Below are 24,115 nucleotides of genomic sequence, written 5' to 3' on the forward strand. Positions count from 1 at the left end.
CCCACCGCTTCCTTGTCGGGCGTGCGGGACACGCTAGGATAGCAATCCTCGTTTTGCTTCCCTGAGGGAGACCAAGGATGACCATTCAAGCCAAATTGTTGTGTGCAATTGCGGTGTCGGGCGTCGCCGCGCTGGTGGCGAGCGCGCCGGCGCAGGCGCTGACCTCGCAAGAGTGCAGCGCGAAATATCAGGCCGCCAAGAAGGACGGCTCGCTCGGCACCATGAAGTGGAATGACTTCCGCAAAGCCCAGTGCGGCGCCGACGCAACGCCGGCCGCTGCGCCGACCGCGGCCGCCCCAGCTGCGCCACCCCCTGCAGCCGAGCCGAAGCAGGCAAAGAAGGAGGCCGCCCCTGCTGCTGCTCCGGCGCCGACTCTGCCGGCCGGCCCTGCGATCTTCCCGAACGCGGTTGATCCGAAATACGCCAAGGAGACTGCCGGTAAGGCGCGCCTCCACACCTGCGTCGACCAGTACAATGCCAACAAGACCACCAATGGCAATGGTGGCATGAAGTGGATCGAGAAGGGCGGCGGCTATTACAGCGAATGCAACAAGAAGCTGAAGGGTGCCGCCTAACGCTTCGAATTGATGCGATGGCCGGAGCAAAGCTCCGGCCATTTTGCTTGGTGACTGTTGCGCGTGATCTCTCGGAAAACCGCTACATGCGTTTCCGGATCATGCCCTAGTCCAATAGCTTCTCGGCTGATTTCGCCACGAGCTGCGACCGCTTGCGTGGGCCGCGCTCGATGAACAGCAGGCTCTGGCCGAAGATGAAGCAGTAGAATAGGAAGGCCTGCGCCTCGGCCGCCTCGGCCTCCAGGCCGGTCGCACGGTAGAGCTCGGCGACATGCTTGAGCCGCGCCGCATCCACGCTGGCCACAGCCGCAGCCGCACTCTCGTCGGAGCGTGCCCACTGCCGGATCGCAAGCTCGATTGCCATGCCTTCCGGATTGAGTCGCTCGGAGTAGAGCTGGATCATCGCCTTCAGCCGTTCACGCGGCTCTTGTCCGTCGAGGCTGGTCTGCTGCGCGATGGACGCCGAGCGTCCCTCGCGCCAGTGCACCAGCATGGCCTCGAGCAGTGCGGCGCGGTCGGCGAAGCGGCGGTAGAAGCCGCCCTTGGTGACGCCGAGATTCTTGGCAAGCACTTCGACCCGCACGCCCTCGACGCCGGCGCGGGCGAGCTCGCTGAACCCCGCCTCGACCCAGACATCGCCCCTGCCGTCGTTCATGAAGGAAGCCTCACCGGTTCTTGATACGCTGCCGTATTGCTAACGCGCCCTTCGCCTGATACGCTACCGTATCAAAATCAAAAATGCAGACAGGGGCAGGGATGGCGATGGAGCAGGCGGCGACCTATCGCGGCACGGTCTATCCGTGGCAATGCGATCACGTCGGTCACATGAACATCATGTGGTATGTCGGCAAATTCGACGAGGCCAATTGGAATCTGTTTGCCCGGCTCGGACTGACACCGGGTTATCTACGCTCATCCGGCCGCGGCATGGCCGCGGTGCAGCAGAACATCACCTACAAGCGCGAGCTGCTCGCCGGTGACATCATCGAGATCCGCAGTCACCTGCTCGAGCTTCGCGACAAGTCGATTCGCTTCCGGCACGAGATGACGAACGCCGAAACGGGCGAAGTGGCCGCGTTTTGTGAAATCACGGCGGTGCACATGGATCGTAGCCTGCGCAAATCCGCACCGTTCATCGATGCGATCCGCGAAATCGCGCTGAAGCATCTTGCCGAACCGGCCGAGGTCTGAAGCATGGCCACATTCGAGCCGAAAAACCCGGGCTATCGAGCGGCAACCGTCGCGATGTTCGAAGGACAGCCGGCGATGCGCACGCTCGGCATCGTGATCGTCCGCCTCGCACCGGGCGAGGTCGAGCTGGCCATGCTGCATTCGCCGGCCTTCACGCAGCAGAACGGTTTCATCCATGCCGGCATCATGACCGCGGGGCTCGACAATGCCTGCGGCGTCGCCGCTTTCACCCTGATGCCGTCCGAGGCCGATATCCTCACCGTCGAGTTCAAGACCACGCTGCTCGCCCCCGCCCGCGGCGAGCGCTTCGTGTTCAAGGCCGAGGTGGTCAAGCCCGGCCGTACGCTCACCTTCTGCGAAGCCAGGGCGTTTGCCGAGCATGACGGCAAGTCCACGCTGATCGCCACCATGACCGGCACGCTGATGGCGATGCTGCCCCGTGTTGCAGCTCCGCACCAACCGCGCGCGTCCCGCGCCTAGCGGCAATTGACAAGCTCTGTGGCGCATTCCTTGATGCGTCATGCTTGCGAGTCTCAGCCTCATCCTGCTCTGCCAATTGATCGGCGAGGCCGTGGTCCGCGGTCTCGGCCTGCCGCTGCCGGGCCCCGTGCTCGGCCTGCTGCTGCTTCTGGTCCTGCTGCTTGCCCGCGACCGCTTTGCGCTGCTCGTGCACGGGCCGCTCCGAAACGACGGCGTGGAGACCGCGAGCAAGGGCCTGTTGGCTCATCTCTCGCTCTTGTTCGTGCCCGCCGGCGTCGGTGTCGTCCAAAAGCTCGACCTGCTCGCCTCCCACGGCGTTGCCATCCTGCTGGTGCTCGTGCTCTCGGTGGTGGTGACGTTACTCGCCACCGTCCTGACCTTCCGCCTGGTCAGCCGCCTGTTGAAGCAGCAGGACATCAGATGAAGGATAATCCGTTCTCCCTCTGGGTGTACCTGTCGCAGTCGCCGCTGCTCTGGCTGACGGTGACCCTGCTGGTCTATGCGACCACGGATGCGGTGTCGCTGGCGACGCGGCGCCATCCGTTTGCCAATCCGGTGCTGCATGCGATGTGGATCATCGGGGCGTTCCTGCTCGTAACAGGTACGTCCTACACCACCTATTTTGCCGGCGCGCAGTTCGTGCATTTCCTGCTCGGGCCCGCCACCGTGGCGCTCGCCGTGCCGCTCTATGAGAACCGCAAGCGCGTGGTCAGCTCCATCGTGCCGATGCTGGTGGCGCTGGTGGCGGGCTCGGTGACGGCCGTGGTGTCGGTCGTGCTGCTCGCCGAGTTCGCCGGCCTGCCGCGCGACGTGGTGCTGTCGCTGGCGCCGAAATCGGTCACGGCTGGCGTTGCCATGGGCATCGCCGAATCGCTGCATGCGGATCCGTCGCTGGCGGCGGTCGCAGTCATCCTCACCGGCATCATGGGCGCCATCATCGTGACGCCGCTGATGAACCGCACCGGCGTGACCGATTTCCGCGCCCGCGGCTTTGCTGCCGGCCTTGCCGCGCACGGCATCGGCACGGCGCGCGCATTCCAGGTCGACGAGATCGCCGGCGTCTTTTCCGGCATCGCCATGAGCCTGAACGCTTTGGTCACCTCGTTCCTGGTCCCCCTGATGGTGACCCTGCTGGTGCGATGACATCGTCGCCGCGACACTCTATATGGAACGTAACATTTTCCGGTTCCCGGCCGTAACTGCTGGCGGTGGGACGAAACGGGACGAGATATGACGGGATTTAGGAATAAAGGCCTCAATGGCGTTGGCCCGGTGCCCTCCCGGCGAGCGGCGCTGAAATTGATCGGGGCTGGTGCGCTGGCGGCTGGTGGAACCAGATTTGCCCTCGCAGCCACCGATGATGACGAGGTGCTGACCGAAGCTAAGGTGCTGCGCGATCCCGACGTTCCCGTCGCCGGCAATCCCGATGGTAACATCAGCATCATCGAGTGGTCCGACTACAATTGTCCCTATTGCCGTAAGCTCGAACCCGAGTTGCGCCAGGTCGTCCAGGACGATGGCAAGGTCCGGCTGGTTTTGAAGGACTGGCCGATCCTCGGACCTGTCTCCGTGACGGCTGCTCGCATTGCGCTCGCGGCGAAATTCCAGGGCAAATACCATCAGGCCCATGACGCCATGATGGGCGTCAGCTCGCGCCTGACCGAGTCGCGCATCAACGAGCTGCTCGCATCCGTCGGGGTCGACATGGATCGCCTCAAGAGCGACCTCGCCGCGCATGGCAAGGACATCGATGTGGTCCTCAAGCGCAACAACGACCAGGCAGAGGCCTTCGGCTTCCGGGGCACGCCGTCCTTCATCGTCGGCAAGTACCGCGTTCCGGGCGTGCTCAGCATGAACGAATTCGAGCAGGTCATCGCCGACGCCCGCAAGGCCAAGATGAACTGACGTATCGCTGAGCCGATCACGACCAGGAGAAAGGCGCCGCCGCGGATCCGCGACGGCGCCTTGTTCATGTCGGGTCGAACCGATTTACTTCGACGAGATCCGGACCCAGTCCTTGTGCGCGCGGTCGCGCAACGCGTCCCAGTCGGCCTTCGCGACATCCCAGTTCACGATAGTGCGATTGGTGACCGCGACCTCGCCATTGGCGACTGACGACGTCTGCATGGAATCATAGACATAGACGCCGCAAGCGAGCAGCAGCGCGCCCAAAATCATTCCGAGAAAAGTCTGCATGGCGAACCTCCGGTGACGGGCGGATAACGTCGGCCCACAGTGATGGTTCCGCGACAGTGCGGCGCAGGTAAGGACACTTCGTTCACGCCCCGTTCAGCCATTGCAGCAGCTCCGCGTTGATCTCACGCGGATAGGTGTGACTGAGATCGTCGATCTCGCGGTAGGTGACCTCAGCGCCGGCGGCGGCGAGCGCTCCCTGCGTCTGCCGCGCGGTCTGCACCGGAAACATCCAGTCGAGCTTGCCATGGGTGATGAAGACCGGCAGGCCCTGCAGGCGCGAGGCGTCGGCCATCTCCGCCAGCAACGGATGGAAGGTTGCCGACACCGGCGCAAGATGAGTGAAGGGCGAGGCGCCATCGAGTCCGCTGACATAGCAGAAGGTACCGCCGTCGCTCATGCCGGTCAGCAGCATGCGCGAGGCGTCAACGTTCCAGCGGTCGCGCACGGTTTCGAGGATGCGCATGAGGTTGGGCGTGTCGGTGTCGTCACCCATCAGCGCCCAGGTCTGCCCGGTCGCAGTCGGCGCCACCAGGATCGCACCTGAGCTGCGGGCATCGCGCAACCAGCTCCACAGGAAGCCGCGGCCATTGCCGCTGCCGCCATGCAGCGCCATCACCAGAGGCCAGTCGCGATCGGGCGTGTAGTATTCGGGCACATAGACCGAGAAGCCGCCGCGGCTGCCGGGCTCGTTGTGATCGTGGTGGATGCCGGTGTGCTCGCCCGCGCCGACCTCGAGCCGTGACAGCAGCGCTTCATTCCCGCGATTGGCGCCGTTGAGGAAGAAGTTGCTGACCGGCGGAAATTGCGCCGACAGCGGATACAGTGCCTCCTGCGCGCGCGGCAGATGGCGCAGCGCGCGGAACACCGCGACGAGATCGCCGTTGCCGCGCTCGACGTCGCGGATGCCGGCAAAGGCCGCGAGCGTCTCGTTGCAGGCGCGATCGAGCCGCTCGCGCAGTCCGGCGAACTGCTCCGGCCACGCGCCAGTTGCTGCGTGTGCCGACCGTAGCGCATGATCCGGTGCGCCGATGGCATTCATCACCGAGGCGAAGGCCGGCGGATGCAAATGCCGGGTGAAGTAACCGAGCGCCTCCAGCGCATTGAGCAGCGGCGGGAGCACGGCTACGATGTCGTCAACGACGGCCTCGGTCATCGCCGCTTCCTATGCTGGATTGAAGCTGTCAGTGCAGTTTCGGCGCCTTCAGAAGCTTGAAGCGATCGGTCGACGTCACGGTCACGTCGAAGGTGACACCCTCATGATGCGCGGTGCCTTGATGATGCACGGTGAGAGGCACATCGACGCCGGCGGGGCCGAGGGCCCACATCTTCTTGTAGAAGGCTGTCTGGCTCGTCACTTTCTCGCCGTCGACCGCAAGGATCACGTCGCCGGTCTTGAGCTCCGCGCGCGCAGCCGGGCCATTGGTCGAGATCCCGATCACCACCACGCGGTTGTCGATCTCGGTCGAGAAGAGTCCGAGCCATGGCCGGGCAGGCTTGTTGACGCGGCCGAATTTGCGGAGATCGTCGAGGATCGGCTTCAAGAGGTCGATCGGCACGACCATGTTGACATGCTCGGCCTTGCCGTCGCGTTCACGCTCGAGCTGGAGCGAGCCGATGCCGATCAGTTCGCCGCGCTCGTTGATCAACCCGGTGCCGCCCCAATTCGGATGGGCGGGATAGGTGAACAAGGCTTCGTCGAGCAGATACTCCCAGTAACCCGCGAACTCCTGCTTGGCGACGATCTGGCTCGCGACCGATCGCGTCCGTCCCCCGGCGCCGCCGACCACGACGCGGTCGCCGAGCCGTGTGTCCGCCGATGAGCCGAGCGGCAATGGCTCGATGTCGAGCGGGCCGAGCGCCTGCACCAGGCCGAAGCCGGTGACGGCATCGAAGCCGAGCACATGTCCTTCCACCACGCGCCCGTCGCCGAGATGAAGCCACACCGATTCCGCCTCGGTGATCAGATAGCCGATGGTCAGCACCAGCCCGTCATCGATCACGACGCCGTTGCCGGCGCGCTCGGTGCCGAGCGTTTCGGCGCTAAAGGCGTCCGGCGGGATGATGGCGTGTAGACCGACGACGGAGGCGAGCGCACGGTTGAGGTCGAAGCCGTAATCGCTCGCACGCGGCTGATTGGCCGGCGGCACTCTCCATTCGGTCAGAACGGTCATGGAGTTCTCCTGATTTGCGAGCGCGATCCCTTCGCCGCAAGAGGAGCGCGCGCGAAGCAGAGGTAATTTAAGCCGAGGGCGGTCGTCTTGAAAGACTTGACCTCAACTATTCCGGACGCTGTCGGCTCAATTCAATGATCGTGCCAGGAACTGCCGGTGCTCATCGCGGTGGCAACGTGCCGGACCGAGGGGTGGTCGCGCCGGCCGCATGGCTGATGTCCGGCGAGCCGCTGGTCGTTCTCGGGTGAAGCTGCTAACCATTGCCGCTTCGTTTGACCAAGAGATCACGGACCGAAGCAATGGACAACCGCAGCGACATCTGGCGTGGCATCGACACGATCAAGGGGCGTTTCATCGACCTCAGCGACAAGGTCTGGGGCATGCCCGAAGTCTGCTACACCGAGGCACGCTCCGCCGCCGAGCATCTCGCCGAGCTGCGCCACCAGGGTTTCCGCATCACCGAGAAGGTCGCAGGCATTCCGACTGCTGTGATGGGCGAATGGGGCGAGGGCGGTCCGGTCATCGCCTTCATGGGTGAATATGATGCGTTGCCGGGCCTCAGCCAGGAGGCAGGCGTTGCCGAGCATCGTCCGGTCGAGACTGGCGGCCATGGCCATGGCTGTGGTCACAATCTGCTCGGTTCCGCGGCGCTGCTGGCGGCAACTGCAGTGAAGGACTGGCTCGCCGAGAACAAGGTGCCCGGTCGCGTGCGCTATTACGGTTGTCCGGCCGAAGAGGGCGGCGCAGCCAAAGCCTTCATGGTACGCTTCGGCGCGTTCGAGGACGCCGATATTGCCATCACCTGGCATCCGCACAGCTTCTGGGAAGTCGCGGTGACGCCGTCGCTCGCCAACACCCGTGCCGACTTCATCTTCACCGGCCGCACCTCGCATGCGGCTGCTTCGCCCCATCTCGGCCGCTCCGCGCTCGATGCGGTGGAGCTGATGAATGTCGGTGTGAACTACATGCGCGAGCACATGCCGAGCGACGCGCGCGTGCATTACGCGCTGCTCGACACCGGCGGAATTGCACCCAACGTGGTGCAGGCCCACGCCCGCGTGCGTTATTCCATTCGAGCCCGTGATCTCCCCGGCATGAACGAGCTGGTCGGGCGCGTCAGCAAGATCGCAGACGGCGCGGCCCTGATGACCGAGACCAAGGTGGAGATGAAGATCATCTCCGCGGTCTCCAACATCCTGCCGAACACGCCGCTGGAGCAGGCGCTGCATCGGGTCATGGAAGAGCTCGGACCGCCGCATTTCGACGACGCCGACAAGGGCTTTGCCGGCCAGATCCGCGCGACGCTGACCGACAAGGACATCGCGTCGGTCTATTACGCGATCGGCATGGAGCCGACCGATCGGCCGCTGGCCGACTTCCTGGTGCCGCTGGACGCCAAGCGCAACCCGCTGGTCGGTTCGACCGACGTGGGTGACGTGAGCTGGGTGGTGCCGACCGTACAGGTTCACGCACCAACGGTTGCAATCGGCACGCCTTTTCACACCTGGCAGGTTGTGGCGCAGGGCAAGAGCCCGCATGCCCACAAGGCGATGGTGCAGGCGGCCAAGGCCATGGCCGGCCTCGGCATCAAGGCGTTGACCGAGCCGGATCTGATCAAGGCCGCGAAGGCGGATCTGACGAAGCGGACGGCCAAAACGCCTTATGTTTGCCCGCTGCCGGATCACGTCGCGCCGCCGCTCAATATGTCCGTGGCGTAGAATTCCATCTCGATACTTCGTCTGATCTCGCGAACAAATTTTTCGCAGTGCAACTTGGTTTCCTGCGGATTTTGACGCCGGAATGCCGAACCGTTGGGCTGCGGAACGAAGTTTTGCCCAACGGACAGCCAGAACATCGTTCGCACACACACGGTCGCAGTTGACGCGCGGCCTATTCAGTGTGCCATCTACGGCCAGTCAAAACTCGGCGGCCGTCCCGCGGCCGCCTGCATCCATACGGGAACCAGACGGGGGACAACCATGCTGGACAAAGAACTGCGTTCGATGATCGGTGACGTGAAGGACGGGCGGATGGATCGCCGTACCTTCATCCAGCGCCTGGCCGCCGTCGGCCTGACGGCCCCACTCGCCAACCAGCTTCTCTCGATCGGCGGCGTTGCGATGGCACAGAGCCCGGTCCCGTATCCGCCGACCAAGCGTGGCGGTGGTGGTCCGCTCAAATTGTTGTGGTGGCAGGGGCCGACCCTGCTCAATCCGCATTTCGCCACCGGCACAAAGGATCAGGACGGCTCGCGCCTGTTCTACGAGCCGCTCGCAAGCTGGGACGTCGAGGGCAACCTCAATCCGATTCTCGCCGCTGAAATTCCGTCGGTCGCGAACGGCGGCCTCGCAGCCGATGGCAAGTCGGTGACCTGGAAGATCAAGCCGGGCGTCAAATGGCATGACGGCAAGCCCCTGACGGCCGACGATGTCGTGTTCACCTGGGAATATGCCAGTGATCCTGCCACGGCCGCCGTCTCCATCAGCACCTACGCCGACATGACGGTCGAAAAGGTGGCTGACCTTACCGTCCGTATCCTGTTCAAGAATCCAACGCCGTTCTGGGCCAATGCCTTCGTCGGCGCTTACGGCTGCATCATTCCGAAACATCTGTTTGCGGACTACAAGGGATCGAAATCCCGCGAGGCGCCGACCAACCTGGCTCCGGTCGGTACCGGGCCCTACAAATTCGTCGAGTTCAAGCCGGGCGATCTGGTCCGCGGCCAGCTCAATCCCGACTATCACATGCCCAACAGGCCGTATTTCGACACCATCGACATGAAGGGCGGCGGCGATGCCGTCTCCGCGGCACGGGCCGTGATCCAAACCGGAGAATTTGATTTCGCCTGGAACATGCAGGTCGAAGACGAGGTGCTGCTGCGTCTGGAGAAGGGCGGCAAGGGCAAGACGGTCTATGCGACCGGTGGCGACATCGAGTTCATTGCGATCAACTTCACCGACCCCAATGCCGAGGTCGACGGGGAGCGGTCGTCGATGAAGACCAAGCACCCGATCCTGTCGGACCCGAACGTTCGCAAGGCGCTGGCGCTCCTCGTCGACCGCGAGTCGGTCAAGAAGGCGATCTACGGCCGCGCCGGGCGCACCACGGCGAATTATCTCAACGGTCCCGAAAAGTTCGTCTCCAAGAACACCTCCTGGGAATTCAGCGTCGAGAAGGCGTCGAAGTTGCTGGAGGACGCCGGCTGGAAGGTCGGTGCGGACGGCATCCGTGAGAAGGATGGAAAGAAGCTGAAGCTTCTCTACCAGACCTCGACCAACGGCCCGCGGCAGAAGACCCAGGCCATCGTCAAGCAGGCCTGCCAGAAGGCCGGCATCGACGTCGAACTGAAATCCGTCGTCGCCTCGGTGTTCTTCTCGTCTGACGTTGCCAACCCCGACACCTACTCGAAGTTTTATGCCGACATCGAGGAATTCCAGATCCCGATGACCCAGCCGGATCCGGCCCTGCACATGCGGCGCTATATCTCCGCCAACGTAGCCACCAAGGAGAACAAGTGGCAGGGCCCCAATTTCCCGCGTTACGTCAACAAGGAGTTTGACGAGGCGATTGCGGCGGCCGAGACCGAGACCGACCTGGTCAAGCGCGCGGCGCTCTACATCAAGTGCAATGACTTGTTGTGGCAGGACACCGTGTTCATCCCGGTGATGCACCGTCTTGTGGTGGATGCCAGCGCCAATGCGCTGCGGCCGGTCATCTCGGGCTGGGCCAACCGGACCGATAACATCCAGGACTGGTACCGGGAGGCGTGATCGTAGGCCGGGATCCTCCGCCATGAGCCAGTATGTCCTGCGCCGCCTTCTGATTGCCGTTCCGAGCCTGCTGGCGATTTCGCTCGTCCTGTTCGTCGTCCTGGCGCTTGCGCCAGGCGATCCCTTCAGCGAGCTCGCGACCAATCCGAACGTGCCGCCCGAAGTGCAGGCCGCGCTTCGGGCCAAGTTCGGCCTCGACGATCCGATCTACCTTCGCTACCTGCACTGGCTCAACGCCATGCTGCACGGCGACTGGGGCTTCTCCTTCGTCAGCCGGATGAACGTGGACACGCTCATCCTGCAGCGCCTGCCGGCCACGCTCTACGTGATCGGCTCGGCGCAGATCCTGGCGCTGCTGATTGCGATTCCCGTCGGCGTCTATGCGGCCACCAAGCCCTATTCGCTGTTCGACCAGATCGCGAACACGCTCGCCTTTGTCGGCTTCTCGCTGCCGACCTTCTTCACCGGCATCCTGTTCATCCTGATCTTCTCGGTTACCCTGGACTGGCTGCCTTTCGTCTACTCCACGGACATCAAGGCGACCGGCATCCGTTGGGTGCTCGAAATGATCCGGCAGGCGATCATGCCGGTGGCGGTGCTCGGCCTGTTCCAGGCGGCGTCGATGACGCGCTTCGTGCGCTCGGCGATGCTCGACGTGATCCGGCTCGACTACGTCACCACGGCGCGCGCCAAGGGCCTCGGCCAGGCCACGGTCATCGTCAAGCATGTGATGCGCAACGCCATGATCCCGGTCGTCACGCTGATCGCGCTGCAGATGCCCGCCGTTTTCGGCGGCGCCATCGTCACCGAGCAGATCTTCCGCATTCCGGGTATCGGCTCGCTTCTGATCTCCTCCATCCTTTCCAACGACACGCCGGTGGTGATGGCCGTCACCTTCGTCTTTGCGTGCCTGGTGGTGCTGTTCAATCTCATCGCGGACGTCCTTTATGGCTGGCTTGACCCTCGCATCTCCCTCCGCTGAGCGGGGCGTCTACTCGCCCTGGCGCGAGACGTGGCGGCGCTACAGCCGCCACAAGCTCGCCGTCGTCAGCGCGTTCCTGCTGCTCGTCCTGATCCTGGCGGTCGTGGTCGGTCCCTTCATCTGGCGCGTCAAGATCAACGACATCGACATCGTGGCCGGCCTGCAGGGGCCGTCGCTGACCCATCCCTTCGGCACCGACGACCTCGGCCAGGACATCCTGGCGCGCATGATCTATGGCGGGCGAATTTCACTCGCGGTCGGGCTCGCTGCGATGCTGGTGTCGGTGTTCATCGGCACGCTGATCGGCGCGCTCGCCGGCATGTCGCGCGGCGCGCTGGGTCACGGATTGATGTGGCTCACCGATCTCTTTCTGTCGCTGCCGCAACTGCCGCTGCTCCTGCTGCTGATCTATCTCTTCCGGGACGGGCTGAAGCAGGTGTTCGGCCCTGAAGGCGGCATCTTCATCCTGATCGTGCTCGTGATCGGCGGCCTGCGCTGGATGCCGGTCGCGCGTCTCGTCCGCGCGCAGTTCCTGTCGATCCGCGAAAAGGAGTTCGTCGAGGCCGCGCGCGCGCTCGGTGCCAGCCCGGTGCGACAGGTGGTGAAGCACATCCTGCCCAATGCGCTCGGTCCGGTGATCATCGCCGGCACGATCGACGTTGCGGCCGCGATCATCGCGGAATCGACGCTGTCCTTCCTCGGCCTCGGCTTTCCGCCGGATACCCCGACCTGGGGCCGGCTGCTGTTCGACGCCAAGGACTTTCTCGACATCGGCCCGCACTGGGCCTTGTTTCCGGGCGGCGCGATCTTCATCGCGGTGGTCGCCATCAACTTCATCGGCGACGGTCTGCGTGACGCGCTCGATGCGCGACGGGTGATCTGATGGCGCCGCTGCTCGAGATCAAGGGTCTCAAGACCCACTTCTCCACCGACGACGGCATCCTGCAGGCCGTTGATGGCGTCGACATCACCATCAACAAGGGCGAGACGCTCTGCGTCGTCGGCGAATCCGGTTGCGGCAAGACCGTGACCGCGATGTCGATCCTGAAGCTGATCGCAATGCCGCCGGGCCGTATCGCGGCCGGCGAGATCATCTTCGAGGGCCGCGATCTGGTGCCGCTGACGAGCAACCAGCTCGACGACATCCGCGCCAAGGAGATCGGCTTCATCTTTCAGGAGCCGATGACCTCGCTCAATCCCGTGCTCACGATCGGCGAGCAGATCGCCGAAAGCCTGCGCCGGCACGAGGCCGTCACCAAGAAGCAGGCCCTCGATCGCACCATCGAGATGCTGAAGCTGGTGCAGATCCCGAATGCCGAGGGCCGCGTGCATCACTATCCGCACCAGTTCTCCGGCGGCATGCGCCAGCGCGTGATGATCGCTATGGCGCTCGCCTGCAAGCCCAAGCTCGTCATCGCCGACGAGCCGACCACTGCGCTCGACGTCACCATCCAGGCGCAGATCCTTGACCTGCTGCAGGACATGAAGGAACGCTTCGGCATGGCGGTGATGCTGATCACCCATGCCATGGGCGTCGTCGCCGAAACGGCGCAGCGTGTCGTCGTGATGTATGCCGGCAAAGTGGTGGAGGAAGCGGATGTCGACGCTCTCTTCGCCGATCCGTGCCATCCCTACACGCAGGGCCTGATCCGTTCGATCCCGCGCATCGATCTCGACAGCGAGCACAAGACGCGGCTCGAGGCGATCGGCGGCTCGGTGCCGATCCTGATCAACCCGCCGGTCGGCTGCCGTTTCGCGCCGCGCTGCAAGTTCGCCATGGACGTCTGCATCGAGAAGGAGCCGCGGCTGCGCGAGATCGCGCCCGGCCATCGCATGGCCTGCCATCTCGGCGATACGCAAGTGGGAGGCGCTGCATGAGCGAGCCCTTGCTCCGCGTCAGCGGCCTGAAGAAGTATTTCCCCGTGCTGGGCGGCCTGTTGTCGCGCCAGGTCGGCAGCGTCTACGCGGTCGACGGCGTGTCGTTCTCGGTCAATCGCGGCGAGACGCTCGGTCTCGTCGGCGAATCCGGGTGCGGTAAGTCGACGACGGGGCGTTGCGTGCTGCGTCTGATCGAGCCGACCGACGGCGAAGTCGTGTTCGACGGCCAGGACGTCGGCAAGCTCGGCGGCGGCGATCTGCGCGCGATGCGGCGGAATATGCAGCTCGTGTTTCAGGATCCGTTTGCCTCGCTCAACCCGCGGATGACCGTCGGCTCCATCCTCGGCGAAGCCTTCACCATCCACAATCTCGCCTCCAACGCCACGGAGCGTGAGGAGCGTGTTGCGGGCCTGCTCGTCAAGGTCGGCCTCAAGGCCGAGCACATGCGCCGCTATCCGCACGAATTCTCCGGCGGCCAGCGTCAGCGCATCGTGATCGCGCGGGCGCTCGCGGTCGAGCCGAAGCTGATCGTCTGTGACGAGCCGGTGTCTGCGCTCGACGTCTCGATCCAGGCGCAGGTCATCAACCTGCTGGAAGACCTCCAGGCCGAGCTGAACCTCACCTATCTCTTCGTCGCGCATGACCTCTCGGTGGTCGAGCACATCTCGGACCGCGTTGCGGTGATGTATCTCGGCCGCATCGTCGAGCTTGCGAAGGCGAGCGACCTCTATCGCAATCCGCAACATCCCTACACCAAGGCGCTGCTGTCGGCGGTGCCGGTGCCGGACCCCAAGCTCAAGCGCAACCGCATCCGCCTCAAGGGCGACGTGCCGAGCCCGATGAGGCCACCGTCCGGCTGTCACTTCCACACCCGTTGTCCGATCGCCCAGCCGCGCTGCGCCGAGGCCGCGCCGGAGCTGAAGGAAGGCGCGGGCGGACATTTTGTGGCGTGCCATCTGGCCTGAGTTACGCGGTGCATAGGTCGCCGGCGGTCTTGATCCCGGGGGCCCGTCCGGCGTAGGGGGACGCATGAGCCAGATACAGGACGTGACGCTGGGTGCGGTTGATGTGGCCCGTGCGACGGATCGCGACGCGGCGGCGCGCCGGGCGCTATGGGGGTCGGCGCTCGGCTACGCCATGGATGGATTCGACCTCCTCATCCTCGGCTTCATGCTGACGGCGATTTCGAAAGACCTTCATCTCACGCAGCCGCAGGCGGCCTCGCTGGTGACGGGAACGCTGGTCGGTGCGGTGGTCGGCGGCTTTGTCTTCGGCATGCTGTCGGACCGGCTCGGGCGCGTCCGGGTTCTGACCTGGAGCATCGTCCTGTTCGCGGTCTTCACCGGGCTCTGCGCGCTGGCGCAAGGCTATTGGGACCTGCTGATCTATCGGGCCATCGCCGGCATCGGTCTCGGCGGCGAGTTCGGCATCGGCATGGCGCTGGTGGCCGAGGCCTGGCCCGCGAGCAAACGCGCGCGGGCAACATCCTATGTCGGGCTGGGCTGGCAGTTCGGCGTGCTCACGGCGGCGCTGGTGACGCCGGTGCTGTTGCCGGTCATCGGCTGGCGCGGGATGTTTGCGCTCGGCGTACTTCCGGCGGTGATCGCCTACGTGATCCGGCGCAAGCTGCACGAGCCGGATGTCTTCATTGCGCACAAGGCGAACGCGACGAAAGCTGGCTCGTCACTTCGTGCGCTCGTGGCTGATGCGGAGACGGCCAGGATCGGCATCGGGATGATCATTCTCTGCTCGGTGCAGAATTTCGGCTACTACGGCATCATGATCTGGCTGCCGAACTATCTCTCGACGCGGTTCGGCTACGGCCTGACGCAATCGGCGCTGTGGACCGCTGTCACCATCGCCGGCATGGCGCTCGGCATCTTCCTGTTCGGCCATGCCGCGGACCGTTTCGGCCGCCGTGCGGCGTTCCTGACCTACATGCTGGGCGCGGCGATCATGGTGGTGGTGTACTCGCAGTTGACGGCCGCCGGCGCGCTGCTGGTCGGCGGGGCCGTGATGGGCTTCTTCGTCAACGGCATGCTCGGCGGCTATGGCGCGCTGATGAGCGAACTTTATCCGACCGCGGCGCGGGCCACTGCGCAGAACGTGTTCTTCAACATCGGGCGGGCAGTGGCCGGTTTCGGTCCGCTGGTGGTCGGCATCGTCAGTGCCGCTTACGGCTTTCCGACCGCGATCGCAGGTCTTGCACTGCTTTACCTGATTGACATCGTGGCGTTGCTCGCCCTGATCCCGGAGCGGCGCGGCGTCGATCTCGCCTGACGTCGGTTTCGCCTCACTCCTCACGGAGCAGGCCGTAGCCTGACAGGGCCGTCTTGAACGTTTCCACGGACGAGTGGTGATGCGCAAGGAGGCCGGCTTGCCGTGCCCCGGCGACATTTGCCGCGAGGTCGTCGACAAAGAGGATGGTCGCGGGGCTGGCCTTGAGCTCTGAAACGCAGCGGCGGTAGCAGAGCGGATCGGGCTTCGCCGCTCCGAATTGGGCTGACGTGTAGATCTTGGAGCCGAACAGCGGCCGCAATTCCGGCAGCAGCGTATCGATGTGATCGGCGACCAGTGTGGTGTTGTTGGTCAGGACCGCAGTATCGACACTTCGGCGCAGCTGACCGACGATCTCCAGCATGGCGCAATCGGCCCGCATTGAACAGCGTCGCGCCTCCACCCATTCGTCGAGCGACAGCGGATAACCGATGCGCTCGCCGAAGCCCCGCAGATAGTCGGCGGCATCAAGCGTGCCGGAATCGCCGAGCAGCTCGAAGCCGCTGTCCCAGATCGCCGAGTGGACGGCTTCGCTGCTGGTCCCCGCAAGCGCGGCGAGGTGCGCGACACGCTTTCCCCTGTCGTAGCCGCAGAGGACGTTGTCCATATCGAAGAGGACGAGCTTGATTTCGTCAGCCACAGCAGCGCTCTCGGATGGCCGAACATCCGGCCGTGACCGCAGTCATAACCGGTCGGAGCGCAGGCAACAAACCCGGCGGCGTTCGTCGATCCCGTCACGCGCTCTTCGCGGGCCAGGGGACGACCTGTCCCGACATCACCAGCCGGTCACGGCCGCTGTCCTTGGCGGTGTAGAGTGCGCGGTCGGCGGCAGCGACCAGCGTGCTTGAATCCGTGACCTGGGACGGAAGGCCGGTCGCGGCGCCGACGCTGACGGTCACCAGGCGGGACGGTGGATTTTGCGCATGCAGCATGGCGAGATCGTGCAGCGCCTGGCGAATCCCTTCGCCGACTTCGGCGCAGCCATCCGGGCCGGTGTTGGGCAGCAACACGGCGAATTCCTCGCCGCCATAACGCGCCGCGAGGTCGGCAGGGCGCCTGGCGGTGGCGGATAGAATCCGGCCGAGCGCGCGCAGGCACCCATCGCCGGCCAGATGCCCGTAATGGTCGTTGAACTTCTTGAAATGATCGACGTCGATCAGCAGGAGCGACAGCTGGGTGCCGTCGCGCCGCGCGCGCGCCCATTCATCGGCCAGGCGCTCGTCGAATGCGCGCCGGTTGGCAAGGCCGGTGAGGCCGTCGGTCGTTGCAAGCGAGGCAAGCTTGTCCTGAAGATCCTTCTGCTCCGTCATGTCGCGTATGACGGCAACGACGCCGTCGATCTCGCCGCTGTCCGATGCCAGGGTCACGTGCAGCGCCGCTTCGGCCCAGATCTCACCCTTGTCGCGATGACGTTGGCGATACACGAACCGCGCCTCCTCGGCTTCGCCTCTCTTCAGCGCGGCGATGGCCTGCTCGACCCGTTCCATGTCATCGGGGTGGATGCCAGCCAGGGCCGACGTATCAAGCAGTTCCTCGGCCGACCATCCGGTGATGCGCACGCATGAGGGGGAGACGTAAAGCAGGCGGTTATCGAGCCCGATCCGGGTCACCATGTCGCTGGATTGCTCGGCCAGCAGACGGAAATTCGCTTCCTTGGCGACCAGGACCTGTGCCATGCGCTGCCGCTGCGACAATTGACGGACCAGATAGAAGCCAATCACGGCGATCAGCAGCACGAGGCCGAAGACGACGATCGCGCGCGTGGCCGCGGCGTGTCGCCAAGGGGCGAGCACGTCGTCCTTCGACTTGCTCGCGAGCACGAACAGCGGATAGCGGCTGCTGCGCTGGTAGTAGCTCAACCGCTGCACGCCATCGAGCGGCGACTTGAAATAATAGACAGCCGCGGCGGGACGGCTCTCCCAATTCTTGAACAAGGGCGCATTGGACATGTCTCGTCCGACGAAAGCTCCGCTCTCGTCACGAGTCCGCACCAGCATGATGCCGGCATTGTTGAGCAGCGATACCGAGCCATTCGGCCCAAAGTCGAACCGCTCGTAGAACTTTGCGAAATAGGCGACGTCGATCGTTAGCAGGGCGACGCCGGCGAAGCTGCCGTCGGGATGATTGATCCGGCGTGACGCCGTGATGATCCATTGGCCGCCGGAGCGACTTTTGACGGGGCGGCCGATCAGCGTGCCCTTGGCGGGGGAGTCGCGGTGCTGGCGAAAATACTCGCGGTCGCTGTTATTGAGCCCGGAGAAGTCGATTTGCTCGGTGGTGGCAAGCCAGCGGCCGGTCTCGTCATAGACGAAGATGCCGCGAATGCGATCCGAGGATTTGCGGGTAGGTAAATAGGTCTGGAGCTTTGAGATTGTGTCCGGGCCCAGTCCGTCGAGCTCGAGCCGGTGGACCAGTCCGACCAGGATCGTATCCGTAAGCTCGAACGTGTCATCCGCGTGCTGGATCAGCGAATGCGCAAGATTGGCGACGTCGATCTCGGCGTTCCTGAGCTCGGTATTGCGCGTTTCCCATTCGCGCCAGGCGCTCAAGCCTAGGATCGTCATGCAGATCAGCGCGACAAAGCCCGCCGCCCAGAGCGGAAGGCGTGTCTTGCCGAGTTCGCGGCTCGTGACCATTGGGCTTGCTCCAATTCGGGGCAAACCTCTCACTTTGGCCTTAACGGCTCATTGCAACAACTGCGATGATTGTGCGGAGCCGTACTCAACCGGAGGAAGTTTCCGACGTTTTGATCGACTCTCGTCGGCGGATGTTTACCAAGTTTCCCGCGACGCGATGGTTTCGTCTCGCGTCCGTCGTGTCACCCTTCCAGCGTGAAACCGACGCGCAACGTCACCTGGTAGTGGCGCACGGCGTTATTCTCGATATGACCACGCGTCTGCACCACCTCGAACCATTTCATCTCGCGAACGGTTTTCGCGGCGCGGCTGATCGCGTTCTTGATCGCGTCTTCGATCGAGGTCTCGGACGATCCGACCAGTTCCAGGATCTTGTAGACATGATCCTTCTCGGCTGTGGGCATGGCGAGTCTCCGTCGGTTGCGCTGCCGCATTCGCGGTCGCATGGGCATCAGAACTGAACGGACAGCAGCCGTTCCGGTTCCGCTGGCTGCCATGGCCTGCCCGCGCCATTCGCGCAATGACGTCACCGCGCGCTTATCGGACGCGAAGCTACGCTGGCTCGCCGTGCAGGCGGATCGCGGCAGGCTTGGCCTCGCGCAGCAGGACCCACAGCAATATGGCGAGCACCGCCATGAGCGCGAAGCCTCCGACGGCCGGCGTCATGATACCTCCCGGGCTGCTCGCATGGACGCTCTCTGCGGACAGCCGCGCCGATTGCAGAAGTCCGTAGGCATTGGCCAGCAGGAGGAGGGCGTAGAAGGTGCTGCGTTCGCGCGGGCTCGCCAGGCTGGCAAGCTCGGGAAGCAGCAGCGCAAGACCGATCCCCACGATCGGCAGGTCATAATCGTAGGCGTAGGGGCTGATCATCACCGACGCGACCGCGACGATGCCGAGCGCGAAGCGGGGAGACGGTCCGCGAGCAATCGCGAGTGCGACGGTGACCAGCGCAAGCGCCGCCATGGCCATCTGGCCCCAGAACGCCCAAGCCGCGGGGAGGCCGGCGTTGTACAAGGCCGCATAGGCCGAGATCATCCGAAACAGCTGGTAGCGACCGTCCTCCAGATAGCTTGCTGCTTCGCGAATGCTGCCGAGCCACGCGATCCAGATTTGCGGACCGAAGGCGAGCGTGCAGACGAGCGAGCTCGTGGTCACCACGATTGCAGCCGTCAGCACCGCCGGCCAGCGGCGCGTCAAAAGCATGTAGATGCCGGCGGCAACGGCCAGATGAGGCTTGATGACCATCATGCCGAGCACGACGCCTGATAGCACCGGACGCCGGTCGGCGTTGATGCAGACCAGCCCGATCAGCGCACCGGTCAAAAGGCCGTTCTGGCCGATACCGATGGTGATCGCGATGGCCGGAAAAAAGACGACGAGCACGGCTGCGAAGCCGTGTCCCGCGATGACGCGCAGCACCATCAGATAAGCCGCGAGCGTGACCGCCGTGAAGAGAAAATAGGCGGCCCAGCCCGGCAGGAATGCGAAGGGGGCAAGCAGCAGGTCGAATTGCGGCGGATAGGTCCAGGGCATGACGCCGACAGAACCGCCCGCGGCCGCCATCTGCATCTTCGTGAACGACGCAAACTGGTAGGTCAGATCGAGATCGCCGAGCCAGATTCGCTGCGCGACAATGTGGAAGGCGGCGAAGTCCGCGGTCTGGCTGCCGTACCAGAGGCCGCCCTCGAAGAACCGGAAGGTCTTGAAGCCTAGGATGACGGCCAGCAGCGCAAGAATGACGCAGAGATAGATCGTCCGCTTCCGCGGCGAGGCCTGGATCTGCTCCAACGTTGCGGTGAGCATCGGTTCGCTATCTCTACGCCGCGGCAAGGCCTGCCGATCTGCGGGCGAGATTGCGGATCGAACCTTAAGGTCCGGTAACGAAAGCCGCCGGTTCTTGCAGCACTACGGATCCAGCTCCGTATCCCAGTAGAGATAGTCCAGCCAGCTGTCGTGCAGATAGTTCGGCGGAAACAGGCGGCCGTTGCGGTGGAGCTGGTGGACCGTCGGCGCGAACGCGCTCTGGCGCGGAAACATCTTGGCTTGCGCCGGTGTCAGATTGCCCTTGCGCAGGTTGCAGGGCGAGCAAGCCGCGACCACGTTCTCCCAGGTGGTCTGGCCGCCTTTGCTGCGCGGGATGATGTGGTCGAAGGTGAGGTCTTCGGGCGAGCCGCAATATTGGCAGGCGAAACGATCGCGCAGGAAGACGTTGAACCGGGTGAAGGCGGGGTGGGTGGTCGGCTTGACGAAGGATTTGAGCGAGACCACGCTCGGCAGCTGCATTTGCAGCGTGGGACTGTGAACCGCCTGATCGTAATGCGCTACGATGTTGACGCGGTCGAGGAACACCGCCTTGATCGCGTCCTGCCACGACCACAGAGACAGTGGGTAGTAACTCAGCGGCCGGAAGTCCGCGTTGAGGACCAGCACCGGCCAACTGCCTTGCGAGACATGTGCGTTCAAGTAACGCTCCCGGCCTCCAATATACGCTGCGAAGCAGCATGTACTGACATACTACATGCAGCGTGACGGGATTGTGAAGCCCGTTGAGCGACTTATTCAGGGCGCACGCAATACGGCGGCGGGGTGGCAAACGCTCAAAAACGCCGCGATTTGGCGCGGGCGCGCGGTATCGGCGCGGAACAGCCTCGACCAAGACCTTGGGACGCGCGGCGGCTATTCCTGCACCCGCTCCAGCTTCTGCAGGCATCGGGTGGCGCGCACGACGGCCGGCATCTCTTCGTGCGGAAAGCTGGTCTTCCAGTCGGTGACGCCGATTTCGCCGACATAGATGTCGCCTTTCGAATCCAGCGCGATGCCGTGCGGTGCCAGAAACTTTCCGCTGGCGACACCCGGGCCTTCCACGCTGCCGAGCCGTGCGAGTGCCGCGCGATCTGGCTTGCCCATCGCGCGCTCGAACCCATCGAGCCAGGCTTGGGCGGAGACGGCCATATCCTTGGTGCGATCCAGTATGCGCGACCTCGTGGCCGTCTTCGCGGCGTTTCCTTTGAGAGGAACGCTATACTGGATTAGCCGACGTCAAAAGCGCATTACCCGAGCAGCGAGAGCATGTGGCCCTGCTCAGGCGGAATGCGCCCCTTCAGCGTCGCGAGATAAATGCGCTGCACGGCTTCCGGCCCGCGGCTCTCGACCACGCTCAGGCATCTTTCCAGCATCGGCGCGAAGCCTGACCATGCGGCGCCAAAACGCTGCTCGATACCGCCCGGACCCCAATCCTTCGCGCGCTTGCGGATGTGGTCGGGCGCGAAGAACCAGCGTGGCTTTGCGCCGGGCAACGTGCCCTCGTTCGCGTCGGTGGCGCGATGCGTCAAGCCGACGCGTACCGAGCAGGCCATCTGCCCGCCGAAATGGTTGTGCAGCCCGGCCCGCAACGCGCTGCTGCCGGCCATGTCGACGAAGGCAACCGGCTTGTCGGTCGGGAGTGAATTGACGCGGTCATAGGTGACGACGTCGTCATAGCAGGGCAGCGAGCCGACAAAACCCGCATTGCCCGCCGAGGTCAGCCCGATCACCTTGCGGCCGCGGCTGTGCAGGAGATGCGCAAGCCCGAAAGCAGTCTTGCTCGAGGCACTCGACAACAGCACGGTGCGCGCGCCGAAATCGTCGTTCTCGGCCAGAAAATCGTCGACCAGGAACGACAGCATGAACAGCGGTCGCAACAGCGCCTGTAGGTCGCCCTGATGCCCGGCAAAGGCGGGATCGCCGGTGACGCGGGAATAGAGATTGTAAACCGGCGCGACCTGCTTGCGATGCTCGGCGCCGTCACGAAGCGCGCGCTTGCTGACGTCTGCGGCTTCGATGACGAGATGGGTCGCCATCGGGAAATAGCCGAACAGAAGTTCGCCGACGGCGACGCCTGGATGTTTGGAGGCAATGACCTCGCCGAAGCCCCACACCGGAATGTTGCCAAAGCCCTGCGGCGCCGGAAAGATCTGCCAGTATTTCAGCTCGTCGCCCATCACGGCATAGGTGATGTTGTTGGCGGTGAACGCGAAGCGATCGACCTTCACCAGAAGCGCATCCGCGGGCAATGCGGCTGCATCCGGAAGAGTGGTCTCGATCAGCTTGCATTGCTCGAGATCGTTGCGTGCGACGACGAAGTCGGTCGATGTCATGGTGAAGGTCCCGGCTTTTTCCGTGCCGGCATCTTCTCCTTTACGGCCGTGCGCTTTGCAACAGCAACTTTGTTTGAAACGGCGTTCGCTTCGCCGGCGATCACACCCTCGCGCTTCTTCACCGCGCGGTAATAGCTCCACCACAGATGCGCGGCGGCGCCACGGAGCGGTCGCCAGGGTTCGGCGAGTGGTGCCATCTGCTTTTCGGTCGGCCGGGCCTTCAGGCCTAGCCCGATGCGGATGCCCTCCTGCACGGCAAGGTCGCCGGCCGGCCAGGCGTCGCCATGGCCGAGGCAAAACAGGAGATAGACGTCGGCCGTCCATGGCCCGATGCCGGGCAGCGAGATCAACGTGTGATGCGCGGCGTCGGCATCCTCTTCTGCGAGCACGTCGAGGTTCAGCCGCTCCGCGATGATTTCGCGCGCGAGATGTTTCAGCGTCTTGATCTTGGCAGCGGACAGGCCGAGACGTCCCAGCCGGTCGGTACGGGCGCGGCGTACCGCGTCATGGTCGAATGGATCGAAGGCGGCCGACAGCCGTCCCCAGATCGCCGCCGCGCTCGCGGTCGAAAGCTGCTGCCCGCAGACGATGTGCGCGAGCCCGGCAAAGCCAGGTTCGCGCCGCCGCAACGCCGGCATGCCGGCAATCGCCAGCACGGGCTTGAGGCGCGGATCGCGCTTGACCAGCGCATGAACGGCCTCTTCGAGATCGGACTGGGTTTCGAGGTGAATGGTCATTGCAGTTTGCCAAACTCTCTGCGGCGTCATGGCCGGGCTTGACCCGGTCTAAAATATCTTACTCCGTCATTCCGGGGCGATGCGAAGCATCGAACCCGGATTCTCGAGATTCCGGGTTCGGTCCTGTGGACCGCCCCGGAATGACGGCCGTGCGTTCAAGCCCGGCCATGACGAGATCAGTCGCATGATGCCACCCGTTTTCCGATTTGCCCCCAGCCCGAACGGCCATCTGCATCTCGGCCACGCTTATTCGGCGCTGCTCAATTTCGACCGCGCCCGGGAGACCGGCGGGCGTTTGTTGCTGCGGATCGAGGATATCGATGCCACGCGATGCCGGCCGGAATTTGAGGCCGCGATCTACGAGGACCTCGCCTGGCTCGGGATTGACTGGGAAACGCCGGTGCGGCGGCAGTCGGAGCATCTCGCCGATTACCGTGCCGCGTTGGAGAAGCTCTCCGCGCTCGGCCTCGTTTATCCTGCGTTCGAAAGCCGCGCCGAGATTGCCAGGCTGGTCGCTGCGTGCAAGGCCGATGGGCCATGGCCGCGCGATCCCGACGGAGCTCCGCTCTATCCGGGCGAAGCGAAATCGCTGCCCGCCAGCGAGCGATCGCGTCTGATCGTTTCAGGTGCGCCCTACGCGTTGCGGCTCGACATGGCGGTCGCCTGCCAGCGGGTCGCCGGCCTGACCTGGAATGAGTTGGGCGAGGGGCCCGATGGCGAGCGTGGCATGGTCGCCGCGCGGCCCGAGGCGTGGGGGGACGTCATCCTGGCTCGCAAGGAGACTCCAACCAGCTATCATCTGTCCGTGGTGGTCGACGACGCGCTTCAAGGCGTGAGCGAGATCGTGCGCGGCCAGGACCTGTTTCACGCCACCTCGGTCCATCGCTTGCTCCAGGCTTTGCTCGACCTGCCCGAACCCGCCTACCGCCACCACGCCCTGATTCGAGGCGCCGACGGCCGGAAGCTGTCGAAATCGGACTGTTCGACCGGCCTGCGCGAGTTGCGCGCGGCTGGTGTCTCGCCCGCGGGTATCCGCAGGTCCGTGGGATTAGGCTAAGTTTCTCTGGGGGTTAGCCAAACACCGCC

At 64.3% G+C, this 24,115-nt stretch carries 25 protein-coding genes and 1 pseudogene; 14 read left to right on the plus strand and 12 right to left on the minus strand.

Features of this window, described 5'->3' with window-relative positions; genetic code table 11:
* The first annotated feature begins 77 nt into the window (after positions 1-77).
* On the plus strand, positions 78-575 hold the full coding sequence (locus JQ587_RS17760; RefSeq protein WP_188104093.1) for a hypothetical protein: 498 nt from the start codon (positions 78-80) through the stop codon (positions 573-575).
* A gap of 106 nt (positions 576-681) precedes the next feature.
* Here JQ587_RS17760 and JQ587_RS17765 read toward each other — a convergent pair whose 3' ends face one another.
* Positions 682-1,230 (minus strand): TetR/AcrR family transcriptional regulator, encoded by a 549-nt coding sequence (locus JQ587_RS17765; protein ID WP_212297352.1) that lies wholly within the window; start codon positions 1,228-1,230, stop codon positions 682-684.
* 107 nt (positions 1,231-1,337) lie between these two features.
* Here JQ587_RS17765 and JQ587_RS17770 point away from each other — a divergent pair, with 107 nt between their 5' ends.
* From JQ587_RS17770 to JQ587_RS17790, 5 genes are all read left to right on the plus strand, one after another.
* A complete protein-coding gene (locus tag JQ587_RS17770) occupies positions 1,338-1,766 on the plus strand; it encodes an acyl-CoA thioesterase (RefSeq protein ID WP_212297437.1) in 429 nt (142 codons plus the stop codon).
* Positions 1,767-1,769: 3 nt separating this feature from the next.
* A complete protein-coding gene (locus tag JQ587_RS17775; RefSeq protein ID WP_212297351.1) occupies positions 1,770-2,246 on the plus strand; it encodes a PaaI family thioesterase in 477 nt (158 codons plus the stop codon).
* A gap of 40 nt (positions 2,247-2,286) precedes the next feature.
* Complete coding sequence (locus tag JQ587_RS17780) at positions 2,287-2,670, plus strand: CidA/LrgA family protein (protein ID WP_212426106.1); 384 nt, start codon at positions 2,287-2,289, stop codon at positions 2,668-2,670.
* A complete protein-coding gene (locus tag JQ587_RS17785) occupies positions 2,667-3,389 on the plus strand; it encodes an LrgB family protein (protein ID WP_212297350.1) in 723 nt (240 codons plus the stop codon). Before JQ587_RS17780 ends, JQ587_RS17785 begins: the two co-directional genes overlap by 4 nt.
* Before the next feature lie 87 nt (positions 3,390-3,476).
* A complete protein-coding gene (locus JQ587_RS17790) occupies positions 3,477-4,151 on the plus strand; it encodes a DsbA family protein (RefSeq protein ID WP_212297349.1) in 675 nt (224 codons plus the stop codon).
* Between the two features lie 84 nt (positions 4,152-4,235).
* Here JQ587_RS17790 and JQ587_RS17795 read toward each other — a convergent pair whose 3' ends face one another.
* The 3 genes from JQ587_RS17795 to JQ587_RS17805 form a co-directional block, all read right to left on the minus strand.
* Positions 4,236-4,442 carry a hypothetical protein gene (locus JQ587_RS17795; protein WP_212426107.1) on the minus strand — a complete coding sequence of 69 codons (207 nt, stop codon included), beginning with the start codon at positions 4,440-4,442 and terminating at the stop codon, positions 4,236-4,238.
* Positions 4,443-4,524: 82 nt separating this feature from the next.
* Positions 4,525-5,595, minus strand: coding sequence for a carboxylesterase family protein (locus tag JQ587_RS17800; protein ID WP_212426108.1), 1,071 nt, complete (start codon positions 5,593-5,595; stop codon positions 4,525-4,527).
* 28 nt (positions 5,596-5,623) lie between these two features.
* Positions 5,624-6,613, minus strand: a complete 990-nt coding sequence (locus JQ587_RS17805; RefSeq protein ID WP_212426109.1) for a S1C family serine protease — start codon at positions 6,611-6,613, stop codon at positions 5,624-5,626.
* A gap of 299 nt (positions 6,614-6,912) precedes the next feature.
* On the opposite strand from JQ587_RS17805, the gene JQ587_RS17810 reads away from it, so the two are divergent.
* The 7 genes from JQ587_RS17810 (at position 6,913) to JQ587_RS17840 (ending at position 15,523) form a co-directional block, all read left to right on the plus strand.
* Complete coding sequence (locus JQ587_RS17810; RefSeq protein ID WP_212426110.1) at positions 6,913-8,331, plus strand: M20 family metallopeptidase; 1,419 nt, start codon at positions 6,913-6,915, stop codon at positions 8,329-8,331.
* Positions 8,332-8,592: 261 nt separating this feature from the next.
* Positions 8,593-10,383 carry a peptide ABC transporter substrate-binding protein gene (locus JQ587_RS17815; RefSeq protein WP_212426111.1) on the plus strand — a complete coding sequence of 597 codons (1,791 nt, stop codon included), beginning with the start codon at positions 8,593-8,595 and terminating at the stop codon, positions 10,381-10,383.
* Positions 10,384-10,405: 22 nt separating this feature from the next.
* Positions 10,406-11,365, plus strand: a complete 960-nt coding sequence (locus JQ587_RS17820) for an ABC transporter permease (RefSeq protein WP_212297343.1) — start codon at positions 10,406-10,408, stop codon at positions 11,363-11,365.
* Positions 11,331-12,248 carry an ABC transporter permease gene (locus tag JQ587_RS17825; RefSeq protein WP_212297342.1) on the plus strand — a complete coding sequence of 306 codons (918 nt, stop codon included), beginning with the start codon at positions 11,331-11,333 and terminating at the stop codon, positions 12,246-12,248. Before JQ587_RS17820 ends, JQ587_RS17825 begins: the two co-directional genes overlap by 35 nt.
* Entirely contained in the window at positions 12,248-13,243 is a 996-nt protein-coding gene (locus tag JQ587_RS17830) for an ABC transporter ATP-binding protein (RefSeq protein WP_212426112.1), read from the plus strand. Before JQ587_RS17825 ends, JQ587_RS17830 begins: the two co-directional genes overlap by 1 nt.
* Positions 13,240-14,208 (plus strand): ABC transporter ATP-binding protein, encoded by a 969-nt coding sequence (locus JQ587_RS17835; RefSeq protein WP_212426113.1) that lies wholly within the window; start codon positions 13,240-13,242, stop codon positions 14,206-14,208. Before JQ587_RS17830 ends, JQ587_RS17835 begins: the two co-directional genes overlap by 4 nt.
* Positions 14,209-14,272: 64 nt before the next feature.
* Positions 14,273-15,523 carry an MFS transporter gene (locus JQ587_RS17840; protein WP_249154358.1) on the plus strand — a complete coding sequence of 417 codons (1,251 nt, stop codon included), beginning with the start codon at positions 14,273-14,275 and terminating at the stop codon, positions 15,521-15,523.
* Positions 15,524-15,536: 13 nt separating this feature from the next.
* Here JQ587_RS17840 and JQ587_RS17845 read toward each other — a convergent pair whose 3' ends face one another.
* The 8 genes and pseudogenes from JQ587_RS17845 to JQ587_RS17880 form a co-directional block, all read right to left on the minus strand.
* On the minus strand, positions 15,537-16,160 hold the full coding sequence (locus tag JQ587_RS17845) for an HAD family hydrolase (protein WP_349629512.1): 624 nt from the start codon (positions 16,158-16,160) through the stop codon (positions 15,537-15,539).
* Between the two features lie 94 nt (positions 16,161-16,254).
* On the minus strand, positions 16,255-18,156 hold the full coding sequence (locus tag JQ587_RS17850) for a sensor domain-containing diguanylate cyclase (protein WP_212426114.1): 1,902 nt from the start codon (positions 18,154-18,156) through the stop codon (positions 16,255-16,257).
* A 182-nt stretch (positions 18,157-18,338) separates the two neighbouring features.
* Complete coding sequence (locus tag JQ587_RS17855) at positions 18,339-18,560, minus strand: dodecin (protein WP_212426115.1); 222 nt, start codon at positions 18,558-18,560, stop codon at positions 18,339-18,341.
* A gap of 148 nt (positions 18,561-18,708) precedes the next feature.
* Positions 18,709-19,959 carry a glycosyltransferase family 87 protein gene (locus JQ587_RS17860; protein WP_212426116.1) on the minus strand — a complete coding sequence of 417 codons (1,251 nt, stop codon included), beginning with the start codon at positions 19,957-19,959 and terminating at the stop codon, positions 18,709-18,711.
* A 102-nt stretch (positions 19,960-20,061) separates the two neighbouring features.
* Positions 20,062-20,619 carry an HNH endonuclease gene (locus tag JQ587_RS17865; protein WP_008142962.1) on the minus strand — a complete coding sequence of 186 codons (558 nt, stop codon included), beginning with the start codon at positions 20,617-20,619 and terminating at the stop codon, positions 20,062-20,064.
* Positions 20,620-20,832: 213 nt separating this feature from the next.
* Positions 20,833-21,039, minus strand: a pseudogene (locus JQ587_RS17870) (hypothetical protein); the annotation flags it as partial.
* A 167-nt stretch (positions 21,040-21,206) separates the two neighbouring features.
* A complete protein-coding gene (locus tag JQ587_RS17875; protein ID WP_212426117.1) occupies positions 21,207-22,292 on the minus strand; it encodes a DUF2855 family protein in 1,086 nt (361 codons plus the stop codon).
* Positions 22,289-23,029 carry a DNA-3-methyladenine glycosylase family protein gene (locus JQ587_RS17880; protein ID WP_212426118.1) on the minus strand — a complete coding sequence of 247 codons (741 nt, stop codon included), beginning with the start codon at positions 23,027-23,029 and terminating at the stop codon, positions 22,289-22,291. The genes JQ587_RS17875 and JQ587_RS17880 overlap by 4 nt, the downstream gene beginning before the upstream one ends.
* Positions 23,030-23,216: 187 nt before the next feature.
* Between JQ587_RS17880 and gluQRS the strand changes: the two genes are divergently transcribed.
* Positions 23,217-24,086: a tRNA glutamyl-Q(34) synthetase GluQRS gene (gene gluQRS / locus JQ587_RS17885; protein WP_212426186.1), complete on the plus strand. Its 870-nt coding sequence runs from the start codon at positions 23,217-23,219 to the stop codon at positions 24,084-24,086.
* Positions 24,087-24,115 lie beyond the last annotated feature (29 nt).

The sequence above is a fragment of the Bradyrhizobium manausense genome, assembly GCF_018130615.1.
Lineage (GTDB): Bacteria > Pseudomonadota > Alphaproteobacteria > Rhizobiales > Xanthobacteraceae > Bradyrhizobium > Bradyrhizobium manausense_A.

Coding starts and splice junctions, on each gene's coding strand:
- JQ587_RS17760 (WP_188104093.1), top strand. CDS start 78: ATGACCATTCAAGCCAAATTGTTGTGTGCAATTGCGGTGTCGGGCGTC.
- JQ587_RS17765 (WP_212297352.1), bottom strand. CDS start 1,230: ATGAACGACGGCAGGGGCGATGTCTGGGTCGAGGCGGGGTTCAGCGAG.
- JQ587_RS17770 (WP_212297437.1), top strand. CDS start 1,338: ATGGAGCAGGCGGCGACCTATCGCGGCACGGTCTATCCGTGGCAATGC.
- JQ587_RS17775 (WP_212297351.1), top strand. CDS start 1,770: ATGGCCACATTCGAGCCGAAAAACCCGGGCTATCGAGCGGCAACCGTC.
- JQ587_RS17780 (WP_212426106.1), top strand. CDS start 2,287: ATGCTTGCGAGTCTCAGCCTCATCCTGCTCTGCCAATTGATCGGCGAG.
- JQ587_RS17785 (WP_212297350.1), top strand. CDS start 2,667: ATGAAGGATAATCCGTTCTCCCTCTGGGTGTACCTGTCGCAGTCGCCG.
- JQ587_RS17790 (WP_212297349.1), top strand. CDS start 3,477: ATGACGGGATTTAGGAATAAAGGCCTCAATGGCGTTGGCCCGGTGCCC.
- JQ587_RS17795 (WP_212426107.1), bottom strand. CDS start 4,442: ATGCAGACTTTTCTCGGAATGATTTTGGGCGCGCTGCTGCTCGCTTGC.
- JQ587_RS17800 (WP_212426108.1), bottom strand. CDS start 5,595: ATGACCGAGGCCGTCGTTGACGACATCGTAGCCGTGCTCCCGCCGCTG.
- JQ587_RS17805 (WP_212426109.1), bottom strand. CDS start 6,613: ATGACCGTTCTGACCGAATGGAGAGTGCCGCCGGCCAATCAGCCGCGT.
- JQ587_RS17810 (WP_212426110.1), top strand. CDS start 6,913: ATGGACAACCGCAGCGACATCTGGCGTGGCATCGACACGATCAAGGGG.
- JQ587_RS17815 (WP_212426111.1), top strand. CDS start 8,593: ATGCTGGACAAAGAACTGCGTTCGATGATCGGTGACGTGAAGGACGGG.
- JQ587_RS17820 (WP_212297343.1), top strand. CDS start 10,406: ATGAGCCAGTATGTCCTGCGCCGCCTTCTGATTGCCGTTCCGAGCCTG.
- JQ587_RS17825 (WP_212297342.1), top strand. CDS start 11,331: ATGGCTGGCTTGACCCTCGCATCTCCCTCCGCTGAGCGGGGCGTCTAC.
- JQ587_RS17830 (WP_212426112.1), top strand. CDS start 12,248: ATGGCGCCGCTGCTCGAGATCAAGGGTCTCAAGACCCACTTCTCCACC.
- JQ587_RS17835 (WP_212426113.1), top strand. CDS start 13,240: ATGAGCGAGCCCTTGCTCCGCGTCAGCGGCCTGAAGAAGTATTTCCCC.
- JQ587_RS17840 (WP_249154358.1), top strand. CDS start 14,273: ATGAGCCAGATACAGGACGTGACGCTGGGTGCGGTTGATGTGGCCCGT.
- JQ587_RS17850 (WP_212426114.1), bottom strand. CDS start 18,156: ATGGTCACGAGCCGCGAACTCGGCAAGACACGCCTTCCGCTCTGGGCG.
- JQ587_RS17855 (WP_212426115.1), bottom strand. CDS start 18,560: ATGCCCACAGCCGAGAAGGATCATGTCTACAAGATCCTGGAACTGGTC.
- JQ587_RS17860 (WP_212426116.1), bottom strand. CDS start 19,959: ATGCTCACCGCAACGTTGGAGCAGATCCAGGCCTCGCCGCGGAAGCGG.
- JQ587_RS17875 (WP_212426117.1), bottom strand. CDS start 22,292: ATGACATCGACCGACTTCGTCGTCGCACGCAACGATCTCGAGCAATGC.
- JQ587_RS17880 (WP_212426118.1), bottom strand. CDS start 23,029: ATGACCATTCACCTCGAAACCCAGTCCGATCTCGAAGAGGCCGTTCAT.
- gluQRS (WP_212426186.1), top strand. CDS start 23,217: ATGCCACCCGTTTTCCGATTTGCCCCCAGCCCGAACGGCCATCTGCAT.